A 21,522-nucleotide genomic window follows, 5' to 3' on the forward strand; every position below is an offset into this window, starting at 1 on the left:
CGTGAGCACCGAAGAATACGACGCGCCGCGCGCGGTCATCGTCATTTCCAGCCATGTCGCGCGCGGCTCGGTCGGCAACCGCGCCGCGGTCTTTGCGCTGGAGACGCTGGGGTTTCCGGTGTGGGCGGTGCCGACCGTCATCCTGCCCTGGCATCCGGGCCATGGACGGGCGACGCGCATCGTGCCGCCGCTCGATCAATTCAGGGCGCTGATGGCCGATCTCGAGCGCGCGCCATGGCTCGGCGAGGTCGGCGCGGTGCTGTCCGGCTATCTGGGCGAAGGCGGCCAGGCCGACGCCGTCGCCTCGCTGGTCGGCGCGGTCAAGGCGAAGACGCCGGACGCCGTCTATATCTGCGACCCGGTGATGGGCGATTCGGGCGGGCTCTATGTGCCGGAGACGACCGCCATCGCCATGCGCGACCGGCTGGTGCCGATTGCCGACATCGCCACGCCCAACCGCTACGAGCTGGAATGGATGGCGGGAGCGCCGCTGCCCGACCTCAAAGCTGTGATGGCGGCCGCCCTTCATGCCGGGCCGTCGACCATGCTGGTCACGTCGGCGCCGGCGATGATGGCCGGCGGCACCGGCAATCTGCTGCTCAACGGCAACCAGGCGCTGCTCGCCGAGCATCGCCTCATCGACAAGCCGCCCAACGGGCTCGGCGACCTGACGGCGGCCGTCTATCTGGCGCGCATCCTGTCCGGTCAGCCGGCCATCAAGGCACTGCAGTCGACCACGGCGGCGGTCTACGAGATCCTGGCGCGCACCGCCAAGCGCGGCGGCGACGAATTGCAGCTCGAAACCGACGCCCAGAGCCTGTCGCACCCGATGGCCATGGTGCAGCTTCGCCATCTCCTGCATCCGGGGCGGGACAAAAGAGCGTGACCGTCGTCGGCGTCGACGGCTGCAAGGCCGGCTGGATCGCCGTTCGCCGCGATCCCGGTTCGACACCTCGTAACCCGGGCGCAGCTCCCTCGGCAGCCGTTTTTCCAAGCTTCGCAGCACTGCTCGACGCATTGCCGGCCGATGCGACCGTCGCCGTCGACATGCCGATCGGCCTGCCCGATGTTTCGCAAAAGGGCGGCCGCGGGCCCGAAGCTCTGGTGCGGCCGCTGCTTGGCAACAGGCAATCGAGTGTCTTCGCCATCCCCTCGCGTGCGGCGCTTTACGCGCATACGGACGGCTTCACTACGATCGACGCGTGGCATGCCGCGCATCGCCAGGCAAGCGAAGTGGCCAAGGCGACCTCCAATCCGCCGCGCGGCGTCTCGATCCAGGCTTTTGGCATTTTTGCCAAGATCCGCGAGATCGATGCCGTGCTGATCGCGCGTCCCGAACTGCGCCGCCGAGTCTTCGAATCGCATCCGGAAGTCGCCTTCTGCCGGCTGAACGACGACCAGGCGATGCGTTTGCCGAAGAAGATCAAGGGCACCGTCAACCCGGCCGGCATGGCGGAACGCAAGGCGCTGCTTTGCCGGCACGGTTATGTCAGGGGCTTTCTCGACCGGACGCCGCCGCGAGGCGCTGCTGCCGACGACTTTCTCGACGCCGCAGCGATGATGCTGATCGCCGGCCGCATCGCCAGCGGCGAGGCAAGGCCATTTCCGGATCCGCCGCTCGCCGACCGATTTGGCATCCCTGTGGCGATCTGGGCGTGAATTTCTTGGTCCCGTCTATCGGCAAGGCAATCGCATTGGCGAATGGCAACCACGTCCTTCGCGATTCGGCATTGCTCGCGACCGGCTTTTGCCGCTAGAGCCTTTCTGACCCAAAGAGCTGCCGCCTAACCCGGAAAGGCTCCAGACGCCGCCAATGCCTCATCTCCCTGACCATCTGCTCACCGGCTACCGCAATTTCATGAACGGCCGCTATCTCGCCGAAAGCGGACGCTATCGCTCGCTTGCTCGCGAGGGCCAGGCCCCCGAAACGATGATCATTGCTTGCTGCGACTCCCGCGCGGCACCCGAGGCGATCTTCGACGCTGGCCCCGGCGAACTCTTCGTGCTGCGCAATGTCGGCAATCTGGTGCCGCCCTATGCGCCCGACGACCAGTTCCACTCGACCTCGGCGGCGCTCGAGTTCGCCGTGCAGAGCCTCAAGGTCAAGAACATCGTGGTGATGGGCCATGGCCGCTGCGGCGGCATCCGCGCGGCGCTCGACAGTACCGCCGCGCCGTTGTCGCCCGGCGACTTCATCGGCAAGTGGATGAGCCTGATTGCGCCGGCGGCCGAGACCGTTTCGTCCAGCACCTTCATGACGGCGACCGAGCGGCAGACCGCGCTCGAGCGCATTTCGATCCGCTATTCGATCGCCAATCTCAGGACCTTTCCCTGCGTCTCGATCCTGGAAGGCAAGGGACGGCTGTCGCTGCACGGCGCCTGGTTCGACATCTCGACCGGCGAACTCTGGGTGATGAACAAGGACACCGGCGACTTCGAGCGGCCGGAGATGATTTAGGAGGGTTGCATGGCATGCCGTTCGATCGCTTTGGCCGCAGCGGCGCTGCTGTTTTCAGTCATATCCGCCGGCGCCGACGACGGTGCGCTCATCGGCCGCTGGTATGCGGCGCTGCTGGTCGCCGATCGCACGGAACTGTCGGACCTGCTTGCCGACCACGTCCGGATAAAACTCGACGATCTCGGCGTCGTCCAGACCAAGCAGGAATTCATCGCCTCCATCGACGACTGGGAGGGCGCAGTCGCCGGGGCTGAAATCCGGCATCGGATCGAGAAGACCGAGGGCGGCGTCACCACGGTGATCGCCTGTTATGATTTCCCCAACAACGACGTGCTGATGCAGGAAACCTTCGCGATCGCCGACAACCGCATCACTGCCAGCTCGCAGGCGGCGATCGCCGAAAACTGCGACAGCTACTGACCAGCCGCGATATTGCGTGCGGCAAGCCGGCGCCTTACATCGGTGACGATCCGCCTCATCCCGCCACGCAGCGAAAGCCCCTCACTTACGAAAGTTTGCCCATGCCGTCCGCCGTCGACCTCGCCGCCCATCCGCTGACCACCTGGCAAGGACCGCTCGGCCTGCCCGATTTCACCCGCATCGGCGACGGCGATTTTTCCGGGGTTTTCGATGCGGCATTGGCGGCGCATGAGGCCGAGATCGAGGCGATATCAGGCAATGCCGAGACCCCGACCATCGAGAATACGCTTGCAGCGCTCGAGCTTGGCGGCGAGGCGCTCGACCATGTCTCGTCGATCTTCTGGTGCCGGGCCGGCGCCCACACCAACGAGGCGATCCAGGCGCTTGAGCGCGACATCTCGCCAAAGATGTCGCGGCATTTCTCGGCGATCTCGATGAACGAGAGGCTGTTTGCCCGCATCGACGATCTCTACCAGCGCCGCGACGCCCTGAAACTCGATGGCGAAACGCTGCGGGTGCTGGAAAAGACCTGGAAAAATTTCGTCCGTTCCGGCGCCAGGCTCGACGCCGAGGGCAAGAAACGGCTGGCGGCGATCAATGAGGAGCTGTCGTCGCTCGGCACGATTTTCGGCCAGAACCTGCTTGCCGACGAGCGCGACTGGGCGCTGTTCCTCGACGCGGCCGACCTTGCCGGCCTGCCGGAATTCCTGAAAAGCGCGATGGCCGAGGCCGCCGAGATGCGCGGCCAGAAGGGCCGCTATGCCGTCACCCTGTCGCGCTCGATCTACGAGCCGTTCTCGACCTTCTCCGAACGCCGCGACCTGCGCGAGATCGCCTTCCGCGCATTCACCATGCGCGGCCAGAACGGCGGCCCCACCGACAACACCACCGTGGTACGCGATATGCTGCGACTGCGCGCCGAAAAGGCGAAGCTGCTCGGCTACGCTTCCTATGCCGCGCTGAAGCTCGACGACACCATGGCAAAGACGCCGGAGGCGGTGCATAAGCTGCTCGACCCGGTCTGGGAAAAGGCGCTGGAAAAGGCGGCAAGCGATCAGATCGAATTGCACCGGCTGGCGGCCGAGGCCGGCAGCAACGAAGAATTCGCCGCCTGGGACTGGCGCTTCTATCAGGAGAAGCTGCGCGCCGAGAAGTTTGCCTTCGACGAGTCCGAGCTGAAGCCCTATCTGCAGCTCGACCGCATCATCGATGCCTGTTTCGACGTGGCGACAAAATTGTTCGGCATCGGCTTCGAGGAGAAGCAAGGCATCGCCACCTGGCATCCGGACGCGCGCGTTTTCATCGTCAGGAATGCCGACGGCAGCGAGCGCGGGCTGTTCCTGGCCGACTATTTCGCGCGGCCCTCAAAGCGCTCCGGCGCCTGGATGAGCGCGCTGAAGTCCGGCTACAAGCTTGGCGATGGCTCCAGGCCGGTGATCTACAACATCATGAATTTCGCCAAGCCGCCGGAGGGCGAGGCAGCGCTTTTGTCGGTCGATGAGGCCAAAACCCTGTTCCACGAATTCGGTCATGCGCTGCATGGCATGCTGACCGAGGTCACCTGGCCGTCGGTCGCGGGCACCTCGGTCAGCCGCGATTTCGTCGAGCTGCCCTCGCAACTCTACGAGCACTGGCTGACCGTGCCGGCTGTGCTGGAAAAGCATGCGCTTCACGTGACGACCGGCAAACCGATGCCGAAGGCGCTGGTCGACAAGATGCTGGCGGCGCGCACCTTCGGCGCCGGCTTCGCCACGGTCGAGTTCACCGCCTCGGCCTTGGTCGACATGGCCTACCACGCGCGGCCGGATGCGCCGGAGGAGCCGCTTCGTTTCGAAGCCGAAACGCTCGAGAAGCTCAACATGCCCGACACCATCGCCATGCGCCACCGCACCCCGCATTTCGGCCACATCTTTGCCGGCGACGGCTATTCGGCCGGCTACTATTCCTACATGTGGTCGGAGGTCCTCGACGCCGACGCCTTCGCCGCCTTCGAGGAGACGGGCGACCTGTTCAATCCGGCGCTGGCCGAGCGGCTCAGGAAAAACATCTATGCCGCCGGCGGTTCGAAAGACCCGGAAGAGCTCTACACCGCCTTCCGCGGCAAGATGCCGTCGCCCGAAGCGATGATGATCAAGCGCGGGCTGGTGTAGAGACCGGCCTCGGCCCTTAAAATAAGTTTTGAACGGGTCAACAGCGCGACGAGGCCGCCACCGAGTGTCCGGTAGGCCTCTCTAGCTGTTCGCTGCCTCGGCAGGCTGGTCTGACTGCTTCAAGATCTCAATCAGCACCCAGCGGTCCTCCACCTTCCTCCAGAGCTTTGCGCTAGAAACTTCGCCGTCGGACGCTCTAGCGAATAGTCGAAGGGCTTGCTCGTGATCCTGCGGCAAAATTGCGGCAAGTTCCATTCCTACCTTCGTTATTACATAGACGGGGACCTTAAATCTGGTGGCCTCCACCTGTTTGAGATCCATCGTCAGCCTATTAGGGCCGAAGATGAATTGAACTTTGCCGGGTACGGTCGTAACGAATGATTGGGTCAGCGCCGTTCCCACGCCACTGATTAGGCCGGCATCCTCCAAGCTGATGTATTTTTTAACATCAAGCGGGCTCAGCTCTCGAACCAGCGAAGTCTCTACCCGTAGATTGACCTCGTCTCTGAAAAGGGTGGCCGTCCTAGCGTCAAGTTCGGCAGCGACTCTTAAAGTGCTATGCGAGAAACTTCCGGGCTGCTGGATTTCGCCCGCCAGAATGCGGCCCAGAAAAGTTCGCATCCTTTCGCTGGATGCATTCTTCGCAAAATGACCCCAAAAATTGAGGAAATCTTCGTCGATCTCGTCGCCCTGAGAATCTGCAGCTGCGGGCTTTGATGGCGGGGGGAGCAGTACAGCCTGCTCCTCTGCCTTCCCAAAAGAGGCGGCCATGTTGACCTGCTCCCGCATGGCTCCGTTGAAATGCGAGTCAATTAGGGCTTCTGCGAGCGAGGGATCGGACCTTAGGCGCTCAACAGCGATGTCGCCCAGTTCATCAAGAATTTTCACCTCTTGGACCTGCCTCGCTCTTGCAAGCAATATCTCTCGCTCGGCTGCCAAACCTTTAAGATCAGCCTTGGCTCCAAACAGGTGGTCCCATGCTCGCAAAAATCTCGACCGCACCGAGACTGTGAGGGATGTCGAGGTGGCGGATATCGTTAACCCGACATCGTCTTTCCGATCGTCTGTCATTTTCCCTCCAACGGCACAAGCCGGCGGATCATAGACAATCACGCGCGCGGTAAGGCAACAAGCTAGTCATTTGCGATCCACGTTGAGGACGCGGCCTTGCTTTCCAGTTCCTAGCCGACAAAAGCTTGGTAGCCGCTTTGCCTGGCAGGTTTGGCTTCAGCGTCGTTGAGGCCGTCTTCTCAGGCGATGCTGAGCGCCTCGATGGTTTTCGCCAGCGCAGCCGGATCGCCTGATATGCGCAGCGTCTTCAGCCGGGCCGTGCCGCCGGCGGCGACCGAGACGGCCGATCGCGGCACGCCCAGCGCCCTGGCGACCAGCCGTTCGAGCGCCTGGTTGGCGGCGCCGTTTTCCGGCACGGCACGGACGCGGGCCTTCAGATGGCTTCGCCCGTCTGCCGGGATCTCGATGCCTTCGAGCCTGTCCATCGCCGCTTTCGGCGTCAGCCGGACGAACAGGTCGACGCCATCGTTACGCAGGCGAAACGAGGTGCTCATAGAACGCCGGGTCAGACCAGCGGCAACACCGTGGTGAGCAGGAACTGCCGCAGGAAGAACAGGATCAGAAGCAGGATGATCGGCGAAATATCGATGCCGCCGAGATCGGGCAGGAAGCGGCGGATCGGCCGCAGCGCCGGCTCGGTCAGCCGGAACAGCATGTTGCTGACGCTATCGACGAACTGGTTGCGCGAGTTGACGACGTTGAAGGCGTAGAGCCAGGAGAAAATCGCCGAAGCGATGATGATCCACCAATAAATGTCAAGCGCCAGGACAATGGTCTGAATGAGGGCTATCATGCCGGTCTCCGATTGTTGCCGACATGTAGCCATTGCAGGCGGAGGCGGCAAGAGCCAGCTTCGCGGCACGGCAGGGCCGGTGGCTGGCCGCCCGGCTTTGGGCAAAACGCCGTCTTGACAGGAAACCGCCGCGCCCGATAAATGCGCCCATTCCGCTGGACGGGGCTGTAGCTCAGCTGGGAGAGCGCGTCGTTCGCAATGACGAGGTCAGGAGTTCGATCCTCCTCAGCTCCACCAGCGGATTTTTACCTCAGTAAAATCAAGAAGATAGCTGCACCGGCATCCCGAACGCGCTCTGGCGGGCTTTGAGCTTGGGGCTTAAACCTGGCCATCAAGCCATTCCCTCAGATCGGGGTCCTCGTGACCTTCAGGGATAGGCGGTCTCGTTCTGACGTACCAGATCACGCCAAATCCAACTGCCGCCCACGCGCCAGCTACCACGAATGTGATGATGTCAGTCACTTCAAACCCCTAAGCCCAACCCATCATTAGCTCGACCGAAATCGCCCCACAAGAGCAAAATCAGGTCGTTGCCGGAGTGGGCTGGCGCCCAGCCAAGGGAAGTCCTGCTGTCGTCAGACGCCTAACTAAATCCAGCCGTTCCGCACGGCTGTCACAGCCGCTCACGATGGCCTGCTCTGCGACGATCCGATGGCATTCGTCTGACAGGTTTGCGCATTGCCGGCGGCGACACGGTTGAAGCGGCCTGCACAATCGGCATAGTAGGCCGGTCGTGAACCACGGGAGGGCAATATGAAGCTCGGACTGCTCACCGCACCGTTTGCCGATACCCCGCTCGGCGAGGTCGCCGACTGGGCAAGTTCTGCCGGCTTCGAGGCGCTGGAGGTCGCCTGCTGGCCGAAATCCTCAGGCGCAGCCCGGCGCTATGCCGGCACCAGCCATATCGACGCCGCCTCGACCTCAGCCTCGCAGGCCAAGGAAATCGCCGCCGCACTGGCGGAAGAGAACCTGTCGATCTCCGGCCTCGGCTTTTATCCCAATCCGCTGCATCCCGATGCCGCCCACCGCAAGGCCGTCGTCGATCATTTGAAGAAGGTGATCGTGCTGGCGAGCCATATGGGCGTGCCTGTCGTCAACACCTTCTGCGGCGGCGACGCTGCAAAAACCATCGACGCCAACTGGCAAGAGGCACTCGAACTGTGGCCCGATATCATCGCCCATGCGCGCGACAACGGCGTCAAGCTGGCTTTTGAGAACTGCCCGATGATCTTCAGCTACGACGAATGGCCGGGCGGCCACAACATCGCCTATTCGCCCTATATCTGGCGCCGCATCCTCGAGGCATGGGGCGGCGACGTCGGCATGAACTTCGACCCGTCGCACCTGGTCTGGCAGATGATCGACCAGGCCCGCTTCATCAGGGAATTCGGCCCGTACATGCTGCATGTCCATGCCAAGGACCTGATGATCGATCATGATGGGCTTTACGAGCGTGGTATCCTCTCGGCCGGCATGGGCTGGCAGGTGCCGCGCATGCCGGGGCTTGGCGATGTCGACTGGAATGTGATCTTCTCCGGCCTCTACCGCGCCGGCTACGACGGAGCCATCATCATCGAACACGAGGACCGGCGCTTTGAGGGAAGCGACGACGACGTCAAGCGCGGCTTTCTGCTCGCCCGCGACATGCTGCGCCCCTTCGTGAAATGAACCCCTGTTCGAACTGAACTGAAAAACAAGGTGGAGGAAGACTGAAATGAAAAAATATCTGGCAATGATCCCGCTGCTTGCCGGCGCGGCGTTTCTGGCTTCGGCGGGCGTCTCGTCCGCTGAAGCCAAATACACGATCGGCGTCTCCAACACGGTGCAGGGCAATGGCTGGCGCGAGGAGATGATCTGCGCCATCAAGGCGCAGGCGCTTGCCTCCGGCGAGGTCACCAAGCTCAACATCGCCCATCGCAACACCGACGCCGCCGGCCAGCTCGAGGACATCCGCAACCTGATCAGCGCCAAGGTCAACGCCATCGTCGTCAACCCGGCCGATCCCGCCGGCATCAAGTCAGCGCTCGAGGAGGCCACCAAGGCCGGCATCGTCGTCGTCGCCGTCGACCAGGCGGTCACCGAGCCTTCGGCCTACATCATCTCCAACAACCAGGAACAGTACGCCTATCTCGGCGCCAAATGGCTGTTCCAGCAGATCGGCGGCAAGGGCGACGTCGTCTATATGCGTGGTGCCGCCGGCGCCTCGGCCGACAGCGACCGCGACAAGGGTTTCAAGAAGGCGCTTGCCGAATTCCCCGACGTCAAGGTCGTGCATGAGGTCTTCACCGGCTGGCAGCAGGACCAGGGCAAGCAGCAGATCCTCGACTTCATCGCCACCGGAGCGCCGTTCAACGGCATCTGGACCTCGGGCATCGACAATGTGATCGTCGACGCGCTGGTCGAGTCGCAGACGCCGCTGGTGCCGGTGGTCGGCGCCGATAATGCCGGCTTCGTCGGCCAGCTGAATTCGGTCGAAGGCCTCGTCGGCGCGGCGGTGACCAATCCCGGTTCGATCGGCGGTGCCGGCGTGACGCTGGCTCTGCAGATACTGAACGGCAAGAAGCCGGCGGAGCAGACCGTGCTGGTCGAGCCGCAGCTGTGGGAGAACGCCACCGCGGAGGGCAAGGCCAAGCTGAAGAGCGTAGCCGATCCGTCGCTGAGCCCGGAATGGCCGGTCTCGATCTCCATTCCGGAGTGGACCACCTACACCAAGGAGCAGATCATCGCCTGCAAGGGCCCGGGCGAGTAACGAGCCACGCTTCTGCCTTCTCCCCTTGTGGGAGAAGGTGGATCGGCGCGCAGCGCCGAGACGGATGAGGGGTGCTGGAAGGAATGAGACGTTGGTGTTCCCTGGAGCACCCCTCATCCGACCTCGCTTCGCGAGGCCACCTTCTCCCACAACAAGGGGAGAAGGGAAGGGTCGCCGTTTTGGACAAACTAAATCGAGAGCAGCACGATTTTGACCACCAACCCCCTCCTCGACGCCACCGGCGTCGTAAAAACCTACGGCGCCGTGGTGGCGTTGCGCAACGCGTCGCTGTCGGTCCTGCCGGGCGAGGTTCACGCCCTGATGGGCGCCAATGGCGCCGGCAAATCGACGTTGGTCAAAATCCTGACCGGCGCCATCCGCGCCGATGCCGGGCATATCCTGATCCGCGGCGAGGCGCGCGACGTGCGCTCGCCTGCCGATGCGCGCCGCGCCGGCCTGCTTCCCGTCTATCAGGAACCGTCGCTGATCCCCGATCTCGACGTCGCCTCCAATCTTCGCCTGACCGACACGCCGGTCGAGCCGTTCCGCGCCTGGGTGCGCGAACTCGGCATTCCCGACCTCGACATCCGAGACACCGCGCGCGACATCCCGCTTGCCGTGCTGCGCGTGCTCGATCTGGCGCGGGCGCTGGCGGTCGAGCCCAACGTGTTGCTGCTCGACGAGATGACCGCGGCACTGCCGGCGAACCTTGCCGAAAAGGTGCTTGAGGTCGTTCGCCGCCAGGGCGACAGCGGCCGTTCGGTGATCTTCATTTCCCACCGTTTCGTCGAGATATCGGCGCTTTGCGACCGTGCCACCGTGCTTCGCGACGGCGAGACCGTCGGCGTCGTCGGCATCGAGCCGGGCGTCGAGGAGCGCATCGTCGAGATGATGCTCGGCGCCAGGATCGAAAAGACGCGCGTGGCGGCGCGCCAGGCGGGCCAGGCCGCTTCGCCTGGGGATAGCCGTCCGCGCCTCGGTGTGGCGAACCTTCGTGTCGGCACCAAGCTCAACGACGTCTCGTTCGATCTGGTGAACGGCGAAGTCGCGGGCGTCGTCGCGCTCGAGGGGCAAGGCCAGGACGAGCTGTTCGCCGCGCTTGCCGGCTCGATCCGGCCGTCCGGCGGCACCATCGAAGTCGACGGGCTGCCGGTGAAATTCGCGCATCCGGCGGATGCGATCCGCGCCGGCATCGCCTATGTGCCCGGCGACCGCACCGAGGCGCTGACCATGCAGCGCTCGGTGCGCGAAAACATCGCGCTCCCGTTCAGCGCCGCCTTGCGCAACTGGGGACCGATCAACATGGCGCAGGAACGCTCCAGCGTCGTCAGCGCGATCGAGCGTCTGCAGATCGACACCCGCGCCCAGCGCGAGGTGCAGCGGCTGTCCGGCGGCAACCAGCAGAAGGTGACGATCGCCCGCTGGATCGCCGCCGAAGCACAGACCATCCTCTGCTTCGACCCGACGCGCGGCATCGATGTCGGCACCAAGCAGGAGATTTACAAGCTGCTGCGCGAACTCGCCGACCAAGGCAAGTCGGTGCTGTTCTATACATCCGAGCTCGAGGAGGTACAGCGTGTCTGCGATCGCGTCATCGTCATCTTTGGCGGGCGCGTCGTCGACGTCTTCCCCGTCGAACTCGCCGACGAGCCGGCGCTGATGCGCGCCGCTTACGGCTTGCCGCGCGGCGCCAAGGTGGACGTCGGCATCCTTGCCGATATCCACTCGAACCCGGTGGCGAAACCTTGACCCGCCTCGTCCGCCGTCAGGGCTGGGTCGCCGGCCTGCTCGTCCTGTTCGTGGTCCTGTTGGTGATCACCAGGCTCATCCAGCCGGGCTATGGCAGCGGCGATTTCGGCTCGCTGGTGCGCGCGGTGCTGCCTTACGCCTTTGCCGTCGCCGCTCAGACGATTGTCGTCATCGCCGGCGGCATCGATCTTTCCGTCGGCGCCATGATGGCGCTGACCAGCGTCACCGCCGCCTCGATGATGGACGGCGCCAGCGAGGAATACGCGCTTTTCGTCGTGCCGTTCGTGCTGGCCATGGGGCTGGTGCTGGGCGCCGTCAACGGCATGCTGATCGTCGTCACCCGCGTGCCCGATATCGTCGTCACGCTGGCCACCCTGTTCGTGCTGCAGGGCGCGGCGCTGCTGGTGCTCGGTGCGCCCGGCGGCGCGGTCGCCGAATGGCTGCGGGCGACCATTGTCGGGACGGTCGCGATCCCGGGCTTGCCCGAAATCTCTGCCTGGATACCGAAGGCGCTGGTGCTCCTCGTCGTCTGCCTCTGCATCATCTGGATACCGCTCAAGCGCTCCAAACTCGGCCTGTCGATCTACGCCATCGGCAGCAGCGAGCTCGCGGCGTTTCGCTGCGGCGTGCCTGTCGCGCGCACCAAAATCATCGCCTATGCCCTGTCGGGGCTTTTCGCTGCCATGGGCGGGCTTGCCCTGACCATGAGCACAGGCATCGGCGCCCCTATTCCCGGCCCCTATCTTCTGGCCAGCGTGGCGGCGGTTGTGCTCGGCGGCGTCGCACTAGGCGGCGGCAAGGGCGGATTGCTCGGCCCGATCGTCGCGGTCTTCGTGCTGCGGCTGGTGCGCACCGACCTGACGCTGCTGGCCATCGATCCCAACGTCACCGCCATCATCGAGGGCGCGATCATGGTCGCCGTCGTCATGTTCGGCGCCTTTATTACGATGAAGGGGCGGCAATGATGAGCAATGGCGTAAGGCTGGTTTACGGAGTCGGCGATCCACGGCGCCCCCCTCTGTCCTGCCGGACATCTCCCCCACACGTGGGGAGATTGGCAGCTTCGGCGCCTCGCTCATTCTTGCAACGTCGACAATTGGCGAAAGCCGTCGCGCCGTCCGATCTCCCCCCAAGTGGGGGAGATGTCCGGCAGGACAGAGGGGGGCGCCGTAGAGCACCATCCTCTCCCGGCATCGCGCCACCCCAATCGCGAGCAACCTCATGAGCACAACCGCGATCCAACCCGTCCCCTTCGGCCGCCGCCTCAAGCGCTTCATGGCCGACCGGCCGCTTATCCCGCTGATCATCCTGCTGGTCATCCTGGTGGTGGTGCTGCAGATCCTGCGCCCCGGCATCGTCAACGAGCGCTGGCTCGCCAACACCGTCAAATTCGCCATTCCGCTGGCAATTCTGGCCGGCTGCCAGACCATGACCATGCTGACCGGCGGCATCGATCTGTCGGTCGGCACCGTGGCGACGATGAGCGCCTTCATCATGGCGACGCAGGTCGTCAACCATGACCCGGCGGTGGCGATCCTCATCGCCTTGGTGCCGGCGGTGCTGATCGGCCTGGTCAACGGCATCGGCGTCGGCGTGTTTCGCGTGCACCCGCTGATCATGACGCTCGGCACCAGCCTGATCGGCACCGGCTGCCTGCAGGTTTATCAGCGCACCGTCATCGCGTCGGGCGCCAAGATCCCGCCCTTCCTGGCCTGGCTCGGCACCGGCCTCACCTATGGCGTGCCCAATGCGCTGCTGTTGTTCGTGCCCATCGCCGTCCTCATCGTCTTCACCTTGAACCGCACCGGCTTCGGCCGCCTGCTTTACGCAGTCGGCGACAATGAAGGCGCAGCACGCCTGTCCGGCGTCCGCTACTGGCAGGTCATCACTGCGCTCTACGTCATCTCCAGCGTGCTCGCCGGCATCACCGGCCTGCTCTATATCGGCCTGATCAAGGCGCCGTCGCTGTCGCTGGCCGAACCGCTGGTGCTGCCTTCGGTGGCGGCCGCCGTGATCGGCGGAACCTCGATCTTCGGCGGCCGCGGCGGCTACACCGGCACCATCATCGGCGCCTTGATCCTCACCGTGCTGACGACGCTGCTGACCATCCTGCAGATGCCCGAAGGCGCGCGCCGGATACTGTTCGGGCTGATCGTGCTGTTTGTGACCGCGGCGTATTTGCGGATTATTGAGGATCGGTAGGGGGAAGCTGGGGTGAATGGCTGCTTTGACCCGGAGCGGACGTTGCCGCAAACTAGTGCTAGGTCACGTTGCGGTCACCGCTCGCTGATGGTTTGCACGTTATCGCGCAACGCCGAGATATTATCCGAAAACCTCAAATTACATCAGCTTTGAGTCGGAATGATAGGATTTCGATTGCGATCCACTCAAACTTGATCATGCTTAGCGGAGTGTGGGGGGAATCAAATGTCGCTTACCCAAGCGCAACTAGAAGCAGTTCGGCACCGCGAAGGCAATCTGCAACTCATCGCGTGTGCAGGCTCCGGCAAGACGGAAGTAGTTGCCCGTCACATCGCGGGATTGCTCACCCCCATCGACGTGGGTGGGGCTGGCCTGCTCCCCCGCAACATCATTGCGTTCACCTTCACAGAGAAAGCGGCTGCTGAGCTGCGCCAGCGCACCATCGAGCGGTGCGCAGAAGCGATGTCTGAACTGGTCGGCGCTGCCGAGATGTATATCGGAACTATTCACGGGTTTTGCCTAGAGCTGCTCCGTTCCGAGGTTCCGCAGTTCCTCAAGTACGATGTGCTGAACGAAACGCAGCAGACCCTGTTCGTCGATCGCAGTTCCGCCCGATGCGGTCTGACTGCTACGTCGACGCTGCAGGGCCGGCAATTGCGGCGCTACATCGATACACGGGTCTATATCGACGCGCTCGGGTTGCTGCGCGAAGCGCAGGTGGATCGTGCGGCACTCCAGCAGATAAGCATCGCCGATGGTCTCGATAGCTATAGCGCCTTGCTCCACGAGAAGGGTTACCTCGACTATTCTTCGATCCTGCAGGAGGCTGTGCGGGCGATCACTTCCGACTCGGCGGTTCGAGCGCGGCTTGCCGAGCGGCTGCGCGTGGTGATCGTCGACGAATATCAGGACGTGAACCCGATTCAGGAGCAGCTTGTCAGCCAGCTTCATGCGCTCGGTGCCGCAGTTCGGGTGGTCGGTGATGATGATCAGACAATCTATCAGTGGCGCGGCAGCGACGCCCGTAACATCCTTACGTTTGAGGCGCGCTACGACGCCCGATCGATCCGCTTGGAGGACAATTTCCGCTCGAGCCCCGGGATCACTGACGTCGCGCGGCTGGTGATCGAGAAGAACCCTGTGCGCCTTGCAAAAACGATGCGTTCAGCCGACCGGCAGACTTATGAAGCCGGTGACATTGTTGCTCTGCAGTTTTCCTCTCCCGAAGAGGAAGCGGATTATGTCGCCCGAACCTGCCGCGCACTCCATGGAACGATGATTCGAGAAGGGGACAACTATCGCGCAATATCCTGGTCCGATATGGCCGCACTTATCCGTATTACAAAAATGGCTGAACCGATTCGGGCCGCTCTCGAACGCGAAGGCATCCCCGTGGTGTCTGTCGGCCTGGGGAGCTTATTCGACACGCCAGAGGCCGAAGCCGCGCGCCAGCTATTCTACCTGATGGCAGGACAGGCAGAGGTTGTGGATGTTGTCGCGGCCTGGACTGCGGCAAATCTCGGCATTGAACCGTCACTGATCGAACAGGCGGTACAGGAAGCCGAGGTCACGCGGACCCGTATGGCGACCGAAGACGAGGACGTCCGCTTCTCCGTCTATAATATCCAGCGCCAGTTCATTGGCTTTCTGGAGCGCCTAGGGCTCCGAGAAGAGATGGTACCCGGAGGGCGGGGCGAGGTTGTCTTCTACAATCTTGCCAAGTTCAGTCAGGCGATCTCTGACTTCGAAGCCATCTACTTCCATTCTCGCCCAGTACAGAAATATGAGTCGTTTGCTGGCTTCCTTCGCCATCAGGCGGAGCAAGTCTATGACCAGTCGACCGGCACAGAGGAGCGCCTCGTTGCCGTCGATGCCGTCCAGATTCTCACAATTCACCGCGCAAAGGGGCTGCAGTGGCCGGCTGTGTTCGTCCCGCAGCTTGTGAAGAACAGGTTTCCGCCGGCTGGCCGGGGCGGCATGTCGGTCTGGCATCTTGTCCCGGCGCAGAGCGTCGAAGGACAGAACCGCTACCTGGGCTCGGATGAGGACGAGCGGCGCCTGTTCTATGTGGCGGTCACCCGGAGCCAAAAGCATCTCCACATGACCACCGCCCCCACCCCCGGAAGCAAGCGCAACGTCAAGCCTTCGATCTTCTGGTACGACGTACTCGAGTCTCGCTACGTCCGACGCACGCCGCAGGATCTGAGCGGCCGGCCGCGAGGAGTGCCGCAGGCCCGCTCGGCGATCGCCGATGTCCGGCTTTCCTTTTCCGACATGCGCTATTTTTTCGAGTGCCCCTACCAGTTCAAGATGCGAACCCTGTACGGCTTTAACGCCCCACTCGACGAGGCACTCGGCTATGGAAAGTCGTTGCACGACGCGCTGGCCGAGCTCCATATGCGCGCGATCGCGGGCGAGACCGTTGATGCGTCATGGGTCGACGGGCTTGTGGATCGGCATCTGCGCGTCCCGTATGCCTATCCCAGCCTCAGGGACACGATGCGGGAGGCCGCGATGCGAACCGTGGCCGCCTATATCGACGCCCGGCAGAGCGAGTTCCCACACCTCGAGTTTAGCGAGAAGGCCATCGAGCTCAACCTTGGGAACGGGGTGTCCGTGGCAGGGCGGATCGATCTCGTGCGGCGCAGGGATAGCGGCGATGTGGCAATTGTCGATCTCAAATCGAACGAACGCGCACAGGCGGAAGCGCTGACCGAGGCCCAGCTTCACATTTACGCGCTCGGCTATCGCGAACTGACTGGGAGAGACGCAGATTTCGTCGAAACCTATGAGCTCGACCATCAACGGCGCAAGGCTAGGTCTGTTGACAATGACCTAATTCGGGACGTCACAGAGCGGATTCACCGCACCGCGCAGGCACTGCGCGACAATGATTTCGCCCCGGCTCCGGAGGCGACACGCTGCGCCACATGCGATTTCGGCCGTCTCTGTTCCGCTGCCGATGGCGTGAGGAATCCGCAATGACCATGGACTACGCCGCTCTCCGCAAGGAAAACCGGGAGGAGTACGGTCGGGCGATCGGACGCATTGGAAAGATGCTGCTCGAGGACCGCTATGACAAGCGGACGCATTTCATCTACGAAGTTCTGCAGAACGCAGAGGATGCGCTACGGCGACGTCCTGGCTGGGTTGGGTCGAGGGCAGTCAACTTCACCCTCAGCTCAAACGAACTTCGTATTTCCCATTTCGGCGCGCCGTTCAACGAGGCAGACGTCCGGGGAGTGTGCGGCATCAACGCAAGTACCAAGGACGTCACCTCGATCGGCAGGTTCGGGATCGGGTTCAAGTCCGTCTACGCTTTTACCAGGCGACCCGAAATACATTCAGGTTCGGAAGCCTTCTCGATCGCCGATTACGTCTTGCCACAGGCGATCCCCGCTCGTGCGCGCGATGCAGACGAGACTCTTATCTTGCTGCCGCTCGATGCCGACGACCCTTCCGCGTTCGATGAGATCGCAGAGGGCCTGCGCGCGCTCGGCGGCGAGGCGCTGCTGTTCCTCAAGTATGTCGATGAAATCGTCTGGTCCGTCGAGGGTGTAGGCGCCGGAAGCTACGGGCGCGAGGCGGCCGGCGCTGGTCTCATGCGGGAAGTGACGCTCTTCACCGCAAATGATGGCGAGACAAGCCGTGAGGAATACCTGCTCTTTTCCCGGGACGTGGAGAACGAGGAAAAGGTCGTGGGGCAGGCGGAACTGGCCTTCCACGTCGTGCTTCAGGATGGGGAGCGAGTCGTGCAGCCCGTTTCCGACGCGCGCCTCATCGTGTTTTTTCCGACCGTGCTGCCGACCTACACAGGGTTTCTCATCCAGGGACCTTACCAGACCACGCCCAGCCGCGACAATGTTCCCGCCGACAAGCCCTGGAACATCAAGCTCGCTGGTATAACCGCCGATCTGCTGGTTGATGCACTCATGCACCTGCAATCCGTAGACCTGCTGACGGTTGCGACGCTGCGTACGCTTCCTCTCGATCGTTCCAAGCTCGACAGCGGGCTCTTTTCACCCTTGTACGAACGCATGGTCGAAGCGCTCCGAACCAAACGACTGCTGCCCACAGCGGCAGGCAAGTTCGCCAGCGCGGCGGAACTTCGGCTTGCGCGAGCCCAGGACGTCAGGGATCTGTTTGGTCCACGGCAACTGGAGACACTGCTCGGAAGCGAGGGCCTAGTTTATTGGGCTTCCGCCGAGATCACTACGGATCGGGCGCCGCAGCTGCGAAATTTCCTCATGCAGGAGCTCAAGGTCACCGAACTCACCCTCGATCAGATGCTCGCGCGTCTTCAGGACAGCTTCCTTGAGGAACAGTCCGACACCTGGATGGTGCGGTTCTATCAACTGCTCGCGTCCCAGCCATCCCTGATGCGCGGGCGTGCTCGTGACATCGCCCTGTACCGGCTCGAGAGCGGAAGTCACGTACCGCTGACGAAAAACGGTGTCCGGCAGGTCTTCCTGCCGACCGGTGAAAAGACGGGCTTCCCGACGCTGCGCGCCTCGCTACATACCTCACGGACACGCAAGTTCCTCGAAAGTGCCGGCCTCACCAAGCCCGACCCAGTGGACGACGTGATCCTCAACCTCTTGCCCGGCTACAAGAAGGAAAAGGTTGACACTACGAACTATGCCGAAGACATCGCTCGCATGCTGCGGGCTTTCGACACGGACTCGCAGGCGCAGCGGGACAAGCTAATCGGAGCACTGAAGTCGGCCAATATCGTCATGGTAAAGGAGGCCGCCACCGGGAAGCGGTTCATCTGCAAGCCTGCCCAAGTCTATCTCGCCGCCGCGCGTATGACGAACCTTTTCAAGGGTGTAAAGGGAGTCCACCTCCTCGACATCTCTTTCGAGTGCCTGCGCGGTGAAAAAGTGCGCGATATGTTGGACGCAGCCGGGGCCACCCGCATCTTGCGGACCGAGAGCTACGCAAGCGACCTGACCGAGAGCGAGCGGTTGGCGGCACGTCGCGCGGCAGGGTGGGAAGGTGCCAGCACGGAACAACGGATCCAGGACGTGGACGTGGCTGGCCTCGAGGAACTCCTCGAACTTCTGCCCACGCTGCCGACAGAAAAGCGCCCGGACCGCGCGCGTCTACTTTGGGAGGCCGTGTCCGAACTCGTGGATCGTCGTGGTCCGTCGGTAACGTCGGTGACCTACAGCTGGACGTACATGCAGACACGCTCGACATCTGTCGATGCGAAGTTCCTGCGCCGCTTGAATGAGACTGCATGGATACCGGATCATACCGGGGAGCTGCGACGCCCTTCGGAGATCCTGTTCGCAGAACTTGGTTGGCCTTCGCATCCCGTTCTCGAGACACGGATCGCTTTCAAGCCCCCGGCGATCGCCGCCCTTGCCCGGGAAGTGGGGATCGACGCCGATGTGCTGGATGAACTCAAGCGGCTCGGGGTTACCGACCTCCAACAACTTCGCGAGCGCCTCCGGGAGGAGCCTGCGGACGACGAGGCCACCGCCAACGACTCCGAAGATTATGACGTCAACGTCGATGACCAGGACGACGGGGCCGATGAAGACTCCGGGCGGGGAGACAGATCCGGCGCTGGCGGCGACACCTCCGGGCAGGGCCGCGGCAGCGGTTCTGGGGGGCAAGGGGGCGGCAATTCGAACAGTGGACCAGGTGATGGTGGCTCCGGCGGCGGTGGCGCCTCTCGTGGTCAGGGCGGCGGCTCCGGTGGCGGCACGCGCGAGTTCATATCCTATGTGGGTACGCGCCCCGAAGGCGATGAGGCCGATCCCGACCGGTTGACGCATCAGCAGCGAATGGATCTCGAAGAGGCGGCGATCGGACTCATCCTGCGTCTCGAACCAGTTCTCGAAAGGACGCCGCTAGGCAACAAGGGCTTTGATCTGGTCGAGAAGGACATCGCGGGCGAGCCCGAGCGATGGATCGAGGTAAAGGCAATGAAGGGAACTCTCGCCGACCGGCCAGTCGGCATTTCGAACGCCCAGATGGAGCAGGCTCGCCGCTGCGGTGATCAGTTCTGGTTGTACGTGGTTGAACGCGCCGGTACCACGCAGGCGCGGGTGCTCAAGATCCGCAATCCGCATGGCGCAACGGGCACCTTCACGTTCGACCGCGGCTGGGAGGCGATAGCGACAATAGCGCCCGAGGATCTTGCGGCTGCCGCTGAGTAATATGGGGTTATCTGGGGGCTGACAGTCTCACGTTGACGTGTCGCCGGGCCGGAACCGTTCACCAGAACGTTGTAGCTAGGCGGGCTGCCACCAGCGGCTGTGGCCACGGCTTGATGAGTGGCGCTTTCTTAGCGCTTGCCATCCCCCTCACACCGCCAAACTCCCCTGCTCTGCCTCCTCCGCATTAGGATCGCCCGGTGCCGTCGCCCAGGCCAGTTCGACCAGCGTCACAGTCCGCCTTCCAACCCCGTCCAGCTGGCACACGATCAGCCCCTGCTCCTCGATATAGGTCAGCAGGCGCCGGGCGCGGCGCAGCGAGTGCGAGCCGTAGGCGCGGGCGATCGCCGCGTCGCTCGGGCAGGGCCAGCCCTCCTTCGCCGCGCGGGCGATCATCATGAACACGCCCTGCATATCCTCGGGCACGGTTTTGGCGATCGCCTAAGCGCGGAAAGCAGGGCGGCAGGTGGCACAAACCGCCCGGCGGAAGTCCGTCACTCGAAATCATAGCCACCACGGCCTTGGCCGCAGGGATACCCTACGCCGCCTGAACGATCTCGACCAGTTCAACGTCGAACACCAGATTCTTTCCGGCCAACGGATGATTGCCGTCGAGCTTGACGCTGGCGTCGTCGACGCCGACGACCGTCACCTGCATGGGGCGCCCTTCGGGGGTTCTGGCCTGCAATCGAGTACCGATATCGACGTTGATGTTGTCCGGCACCCTGGCGCGGTCGACGCTCATGACCGCTTCGGGGCGGTGGGGGCCATAGGCGGCGTCGGCGGGAACGGTGACGGTGCTTTTCGCACCGACCTCCATGCCCTCGACATGGGTCTCAAGGCCGGGGATCACTTGCCCTTCACCGAGCTTGAATTGCAGCGGTTCGCTGCCGGAAGAATCGAATTGAGTGCCGTCGGCTAGACGTCCAGTATAATTGATGCGCACGGTGTCGCCATTCTTGGCCTGTGTCATGGCAGTCATCCTTTGGGAGTTTTTGAGGGACCGGCCAGAGTTCACGGTCCCGTTTTCGATCATCCGCGCACTAAGGTGCGCGGCGCGAAACTCTAAAACTAGGGGCTTGTCTGCCGATGTAAACCCACAATGCCGATTGAGCCCCATGCGTAAGACAGGTCGCGGAGGAGGACGGGGATCTGTTCGCCAAGGATCTGGGGCGCGCATTTTTCGAGCATGTCGTGGCGACAGAGATTGCGAAGACTCTGATCGGCCACCCACCCCGGCGGCTTTTGGCGTTTTGCTGATGTTGAGCGACGTCAGCTTTCGCCCAAGCGCATCAACCTTCAACAGCCAACCTCCCCTGCTCCGCCTCCTCGGCATTAGGATCGCCCGGTGCCGTCGCCGGTCACCTGGCTCGTGTTCCAGCCGCGCAAGCCATGGCGAGTCGCTATGGCATCGTGCACGGAAGACGCCACCGCCTTTACGGCAAGTTCGTGATCAATTGAATGACCCTCTGCCATTGCGGCCCTCATCCTGAAACGCAACTTGCCTTTAGGCAAAACCACGGCCGCAATTCTTTTGCAACTACAGATTGAGATATGCTTGGTCGATTGATGATCGAGGACGGGAGCCGAACTACTTGATCCTGCAGGAAACTGATCGACTATGGAGTAAGGTCACTTCCGCCAAAGGCAGCTCTTCTGGGTGCTTTTGAGTTTGCTTCTATGCAACTTTGAACCGCGAAGGCCGCCCTCAGCCGGCTCCCGGATATGTGTTTCAGCAATGCCGATGCTAGTCGACGTCGCGT

At 63.0% G+C, this 21,522-nt stretch carries 16 protein-coding genes, 1 tRNA gene and 1 pseudogene; 13 read left to right on the forward strand and 5 right to left on the reverse strand.

Annotated features, from left to right (window positions below; genetic code table 11):
* Position 1 precedes the first annotated feature (1 nt).
* From pdxY to AC0L2A_RS03070, 5 genes are all read left to right on the forward strand, one after another.
* A complete protein-coding gene (pdxY, locus tag AC0L2A_RS03050; protein WP_473607440.1) occupies positions 2-886 on the forward strand; it encodes a pyridoxal kinase PdxY in 885 nt (294 codons plus the stop codon).
* Positions 883-1,659: a DUF429 domain-containing protein gene (locus tag AC0L2A_RS03055; protein ID WP_473607442.1), complete on the forward strand. Its 777-nt coding sequence runs from the start codon at positions 883-885 to the stop codon at positions 1,657-1,659. The genes pdxY and AC0L2A_RS03055 overlap by 4 nt, the downstream gene beginning before the upstream one ends.
* A 154-nt stretch (positions 1,660-1,813) precedes the next feature.
* Positions 1,814-2,458, forward strand: a complete 645-nt coding sequence (locus AC0L2A_RS03060; RefSeq protein WP_473607444.1) for a carbonic anhydrase — start codon at positions 1,814-1,816, stop codon at positions 2,456-2,458.
* Between the two features lie 9 nt (positions 2,459-2,467).
* Positions 2,468-2,878 (forward strand): nuclear transport factor 2 family protein, encoded by a 411-nt coding sequence (locus AC0L2A_RS03065; protein WP_473607445.1) that lies wholly within the window; start codon positions 2,468-2,470, stop codon positions 2,876-2,878.
* Between the two features lie 95 nt (positions 2,879-2,973).
* Positions 2,974-5,028, forward strand: a complete 2,055-nt coding sequence (locus tag AC0L2A_RS03070; protein ID WP_473607446.1) for a M3 family metallopeptidase — start codon at positions 2,974-2,976, stop codon at positions 5,026-5,028.
* Positions 5,029-5,109: 81 nt separating this feature from the next.
* Here AC0L2A_RS03070 and AC0L2A_RS03075 read toward each other — a convergent pair whose 3' ends face one another.
* The 3 genes from AC0L2A_RS03075 to AC0L2A_RS03085 all read right to left on the reverse strand — a co-directional run bounded on the left by AC0L2A_RS03075 (position 5,110) and on the right by AC0L2A_RS03085 (position 6,892).
* A complete protein-coding gene (locus tag AC0L2A_RS03075) occupies positions 5,110-6,099 on the reverse strand; it encodes a DUF2806 domain-containing protein (RefSeq protein WP_473607447.1) in 990 nt (329 codons plus the stop codon).
* 179 nt (positions 6,100-6,278) lie between these two features.
* Positions 6,279-6,593 carry a DUF167 family protein gene (locus AC0L2A_RS03080; RefSeq protein ID WP_473607448.1) on the reverse strand — a complete coding sequence of 105 codons (315 nt, stop codon included), beginning with the start codon at positions 6,591-6,593 and terminating at the stop codon, positions 6,279-6,281.
* An 11-nt stretch (positions 6,594-6,604) separates the two neighbouring features.
* Complete coding sequence (locus tag AC0L2A_RS03085) at positions 6,605-6,892, reverse strand: YggT family protein (protein WP_473485835.1); 288 nt, start codon at positions 6,890-6,892, stop codon at positions 6,605-6,607.
* Positions 6,893-7,053: 161 nt separating this feature from the next.
* Here AC0L2A_RS03085 and AC0L2A_RS03090 point away from each other — a divergent pair.
* The 8 genes from AC0L2A_RS03090 (at position 7,054) to AC0L2A_RS03125 (ending at position 19,762) form a co-directional block, all read left to right on the forward strand.
* A tRNA-Ala gene (locus tag AC0L2A_RS03090) sits at positions 7,054-7,129 on the forward strand.
* A gap of 516 nt (positions 7,130-7,645) precedes the next feature.
* Complete coding sequence (locus AC0L2A_RS03095) at positions 7,646-8,560, forward strand: sugar phosphate isomerase/epimerase family protein (RefSeq protein WP_473607450.1); 915 nt, start codon at positions 7,646-7,648, stop codon at positions 8,558-8,560.
* Positions 8,561-8,606: 46 nt separating this feature from the next.
* On the forward strand, positions 8,607-9,641 hold the full coding sequence (locus tag AC0L2A_RS03100) for an ABC transporter substrate-binding protein (protein ID WP_473607451.1): 1,035 nt from the start codon (positions 8,607-8,609) through the stop codon (positions 9,639-9,641).
* 210 nt (positions 9,642-9,851) lie between these two features.
* Positions 9,852-11,390, forward strand: coding sequence for a sugar ABC transporter ATP-binding protein (locus AC0L2A_RS03105; protein ID WP_473607452.1), 1,539 nt, complete (start codon positions 9,852-9,854; stop codon positions 11,388-11,390).
* Positions 11,387-12,355 carry an ABC transporter permease gene (locus AC0L2A_RS03110; protein WP_473607454.1) on the forward strand — a complete coding sequence of 323 codons (969 nt, stop codon included), beginning with the start codon at positions 11,387-11,389 and terminating at the stop codon, positions 12,353-12,355. Before AC0L2A_RS03105 ends, AC0L2A_RS03110 begins: the two co-directional genes overlap by 4 nt.
* A 256-nt stretch (positions 12,356-12,611) precedes the next feature.
* Positions 12,612-13,592: an ABC transporter permease gene (locus tag AC0L2A_RS03115; protein WP_023800493.1), complete on the forward strand. Its 981-nt coding sequence runs from the start codon at positions 12,612-12,614 to the stop codon at positions 13,590-13,592.
* Positions 13,593-13,817: 225 nt separating this feature from the next.
* Positions 13,818-16,577 carry an ATP-dependent helicase gene (locus AC0L2A_RS03120; RefSeq protein WP_473607455.1) on the forward strand — a complete coding sequence of 920 codons (2,760 nt, stop codon included), beginning with the start codon at positions 13,818-13,820 and terminating at the stop codon, positions 16,575-16,577.
* On the forward strand, positions 16,574-19,762 hold the full coding sequence (locus AC0L2A_RS03125) for a sacsin N-terminal ATP-binding-like domain-containing protein (protein ID WP_473607456.1): 3,189 nt from the start codon (positions 16,574-16,576) through the stop codon (positions 19,760-19,762). The genes AC0L2A_RS03120 and AC0L2A_RS03125 overlap by 4 nt, the downstream gene beginning before the upstream one ends.
* Positions 19,763-19,909: 147 nt before the next feature.
* On the opposite strand, the pseudogene AC0L2A_RS03130 reads toward AC0L2A_RS03125, so the two are convergent.
* Together AC0L2A_RS03130 and AC0L2A_RS03135 are read right to left on the reverse strand one after the other, a co-directional pair.
* Positions 19,910-20,194, reverse strand: a pseudogene (locus AC0L2A_RS03130) (ATP-binding protein); the annotation flags it as partial.
* A 103-nt stretch (positions 20,195-20,297) separates the two neighbouring features.
* A complete protein-coding gene (locus tag AC0L2A_RS03135; protein ID WP_473607458.1) occupies positions 20,298-20,732 on the reverse strand; it encodes an FKBP-type peptidyl-prolyl cis-trans isomerase in 435 nt (144 codons plus the stop codon).
* Between the last annotated feature and the right edge of the window lie 790 nt (positions 20,733-21,522).

The organism is Mesorhizobium sp. WSM4844 (assembly GCF_055811775.1).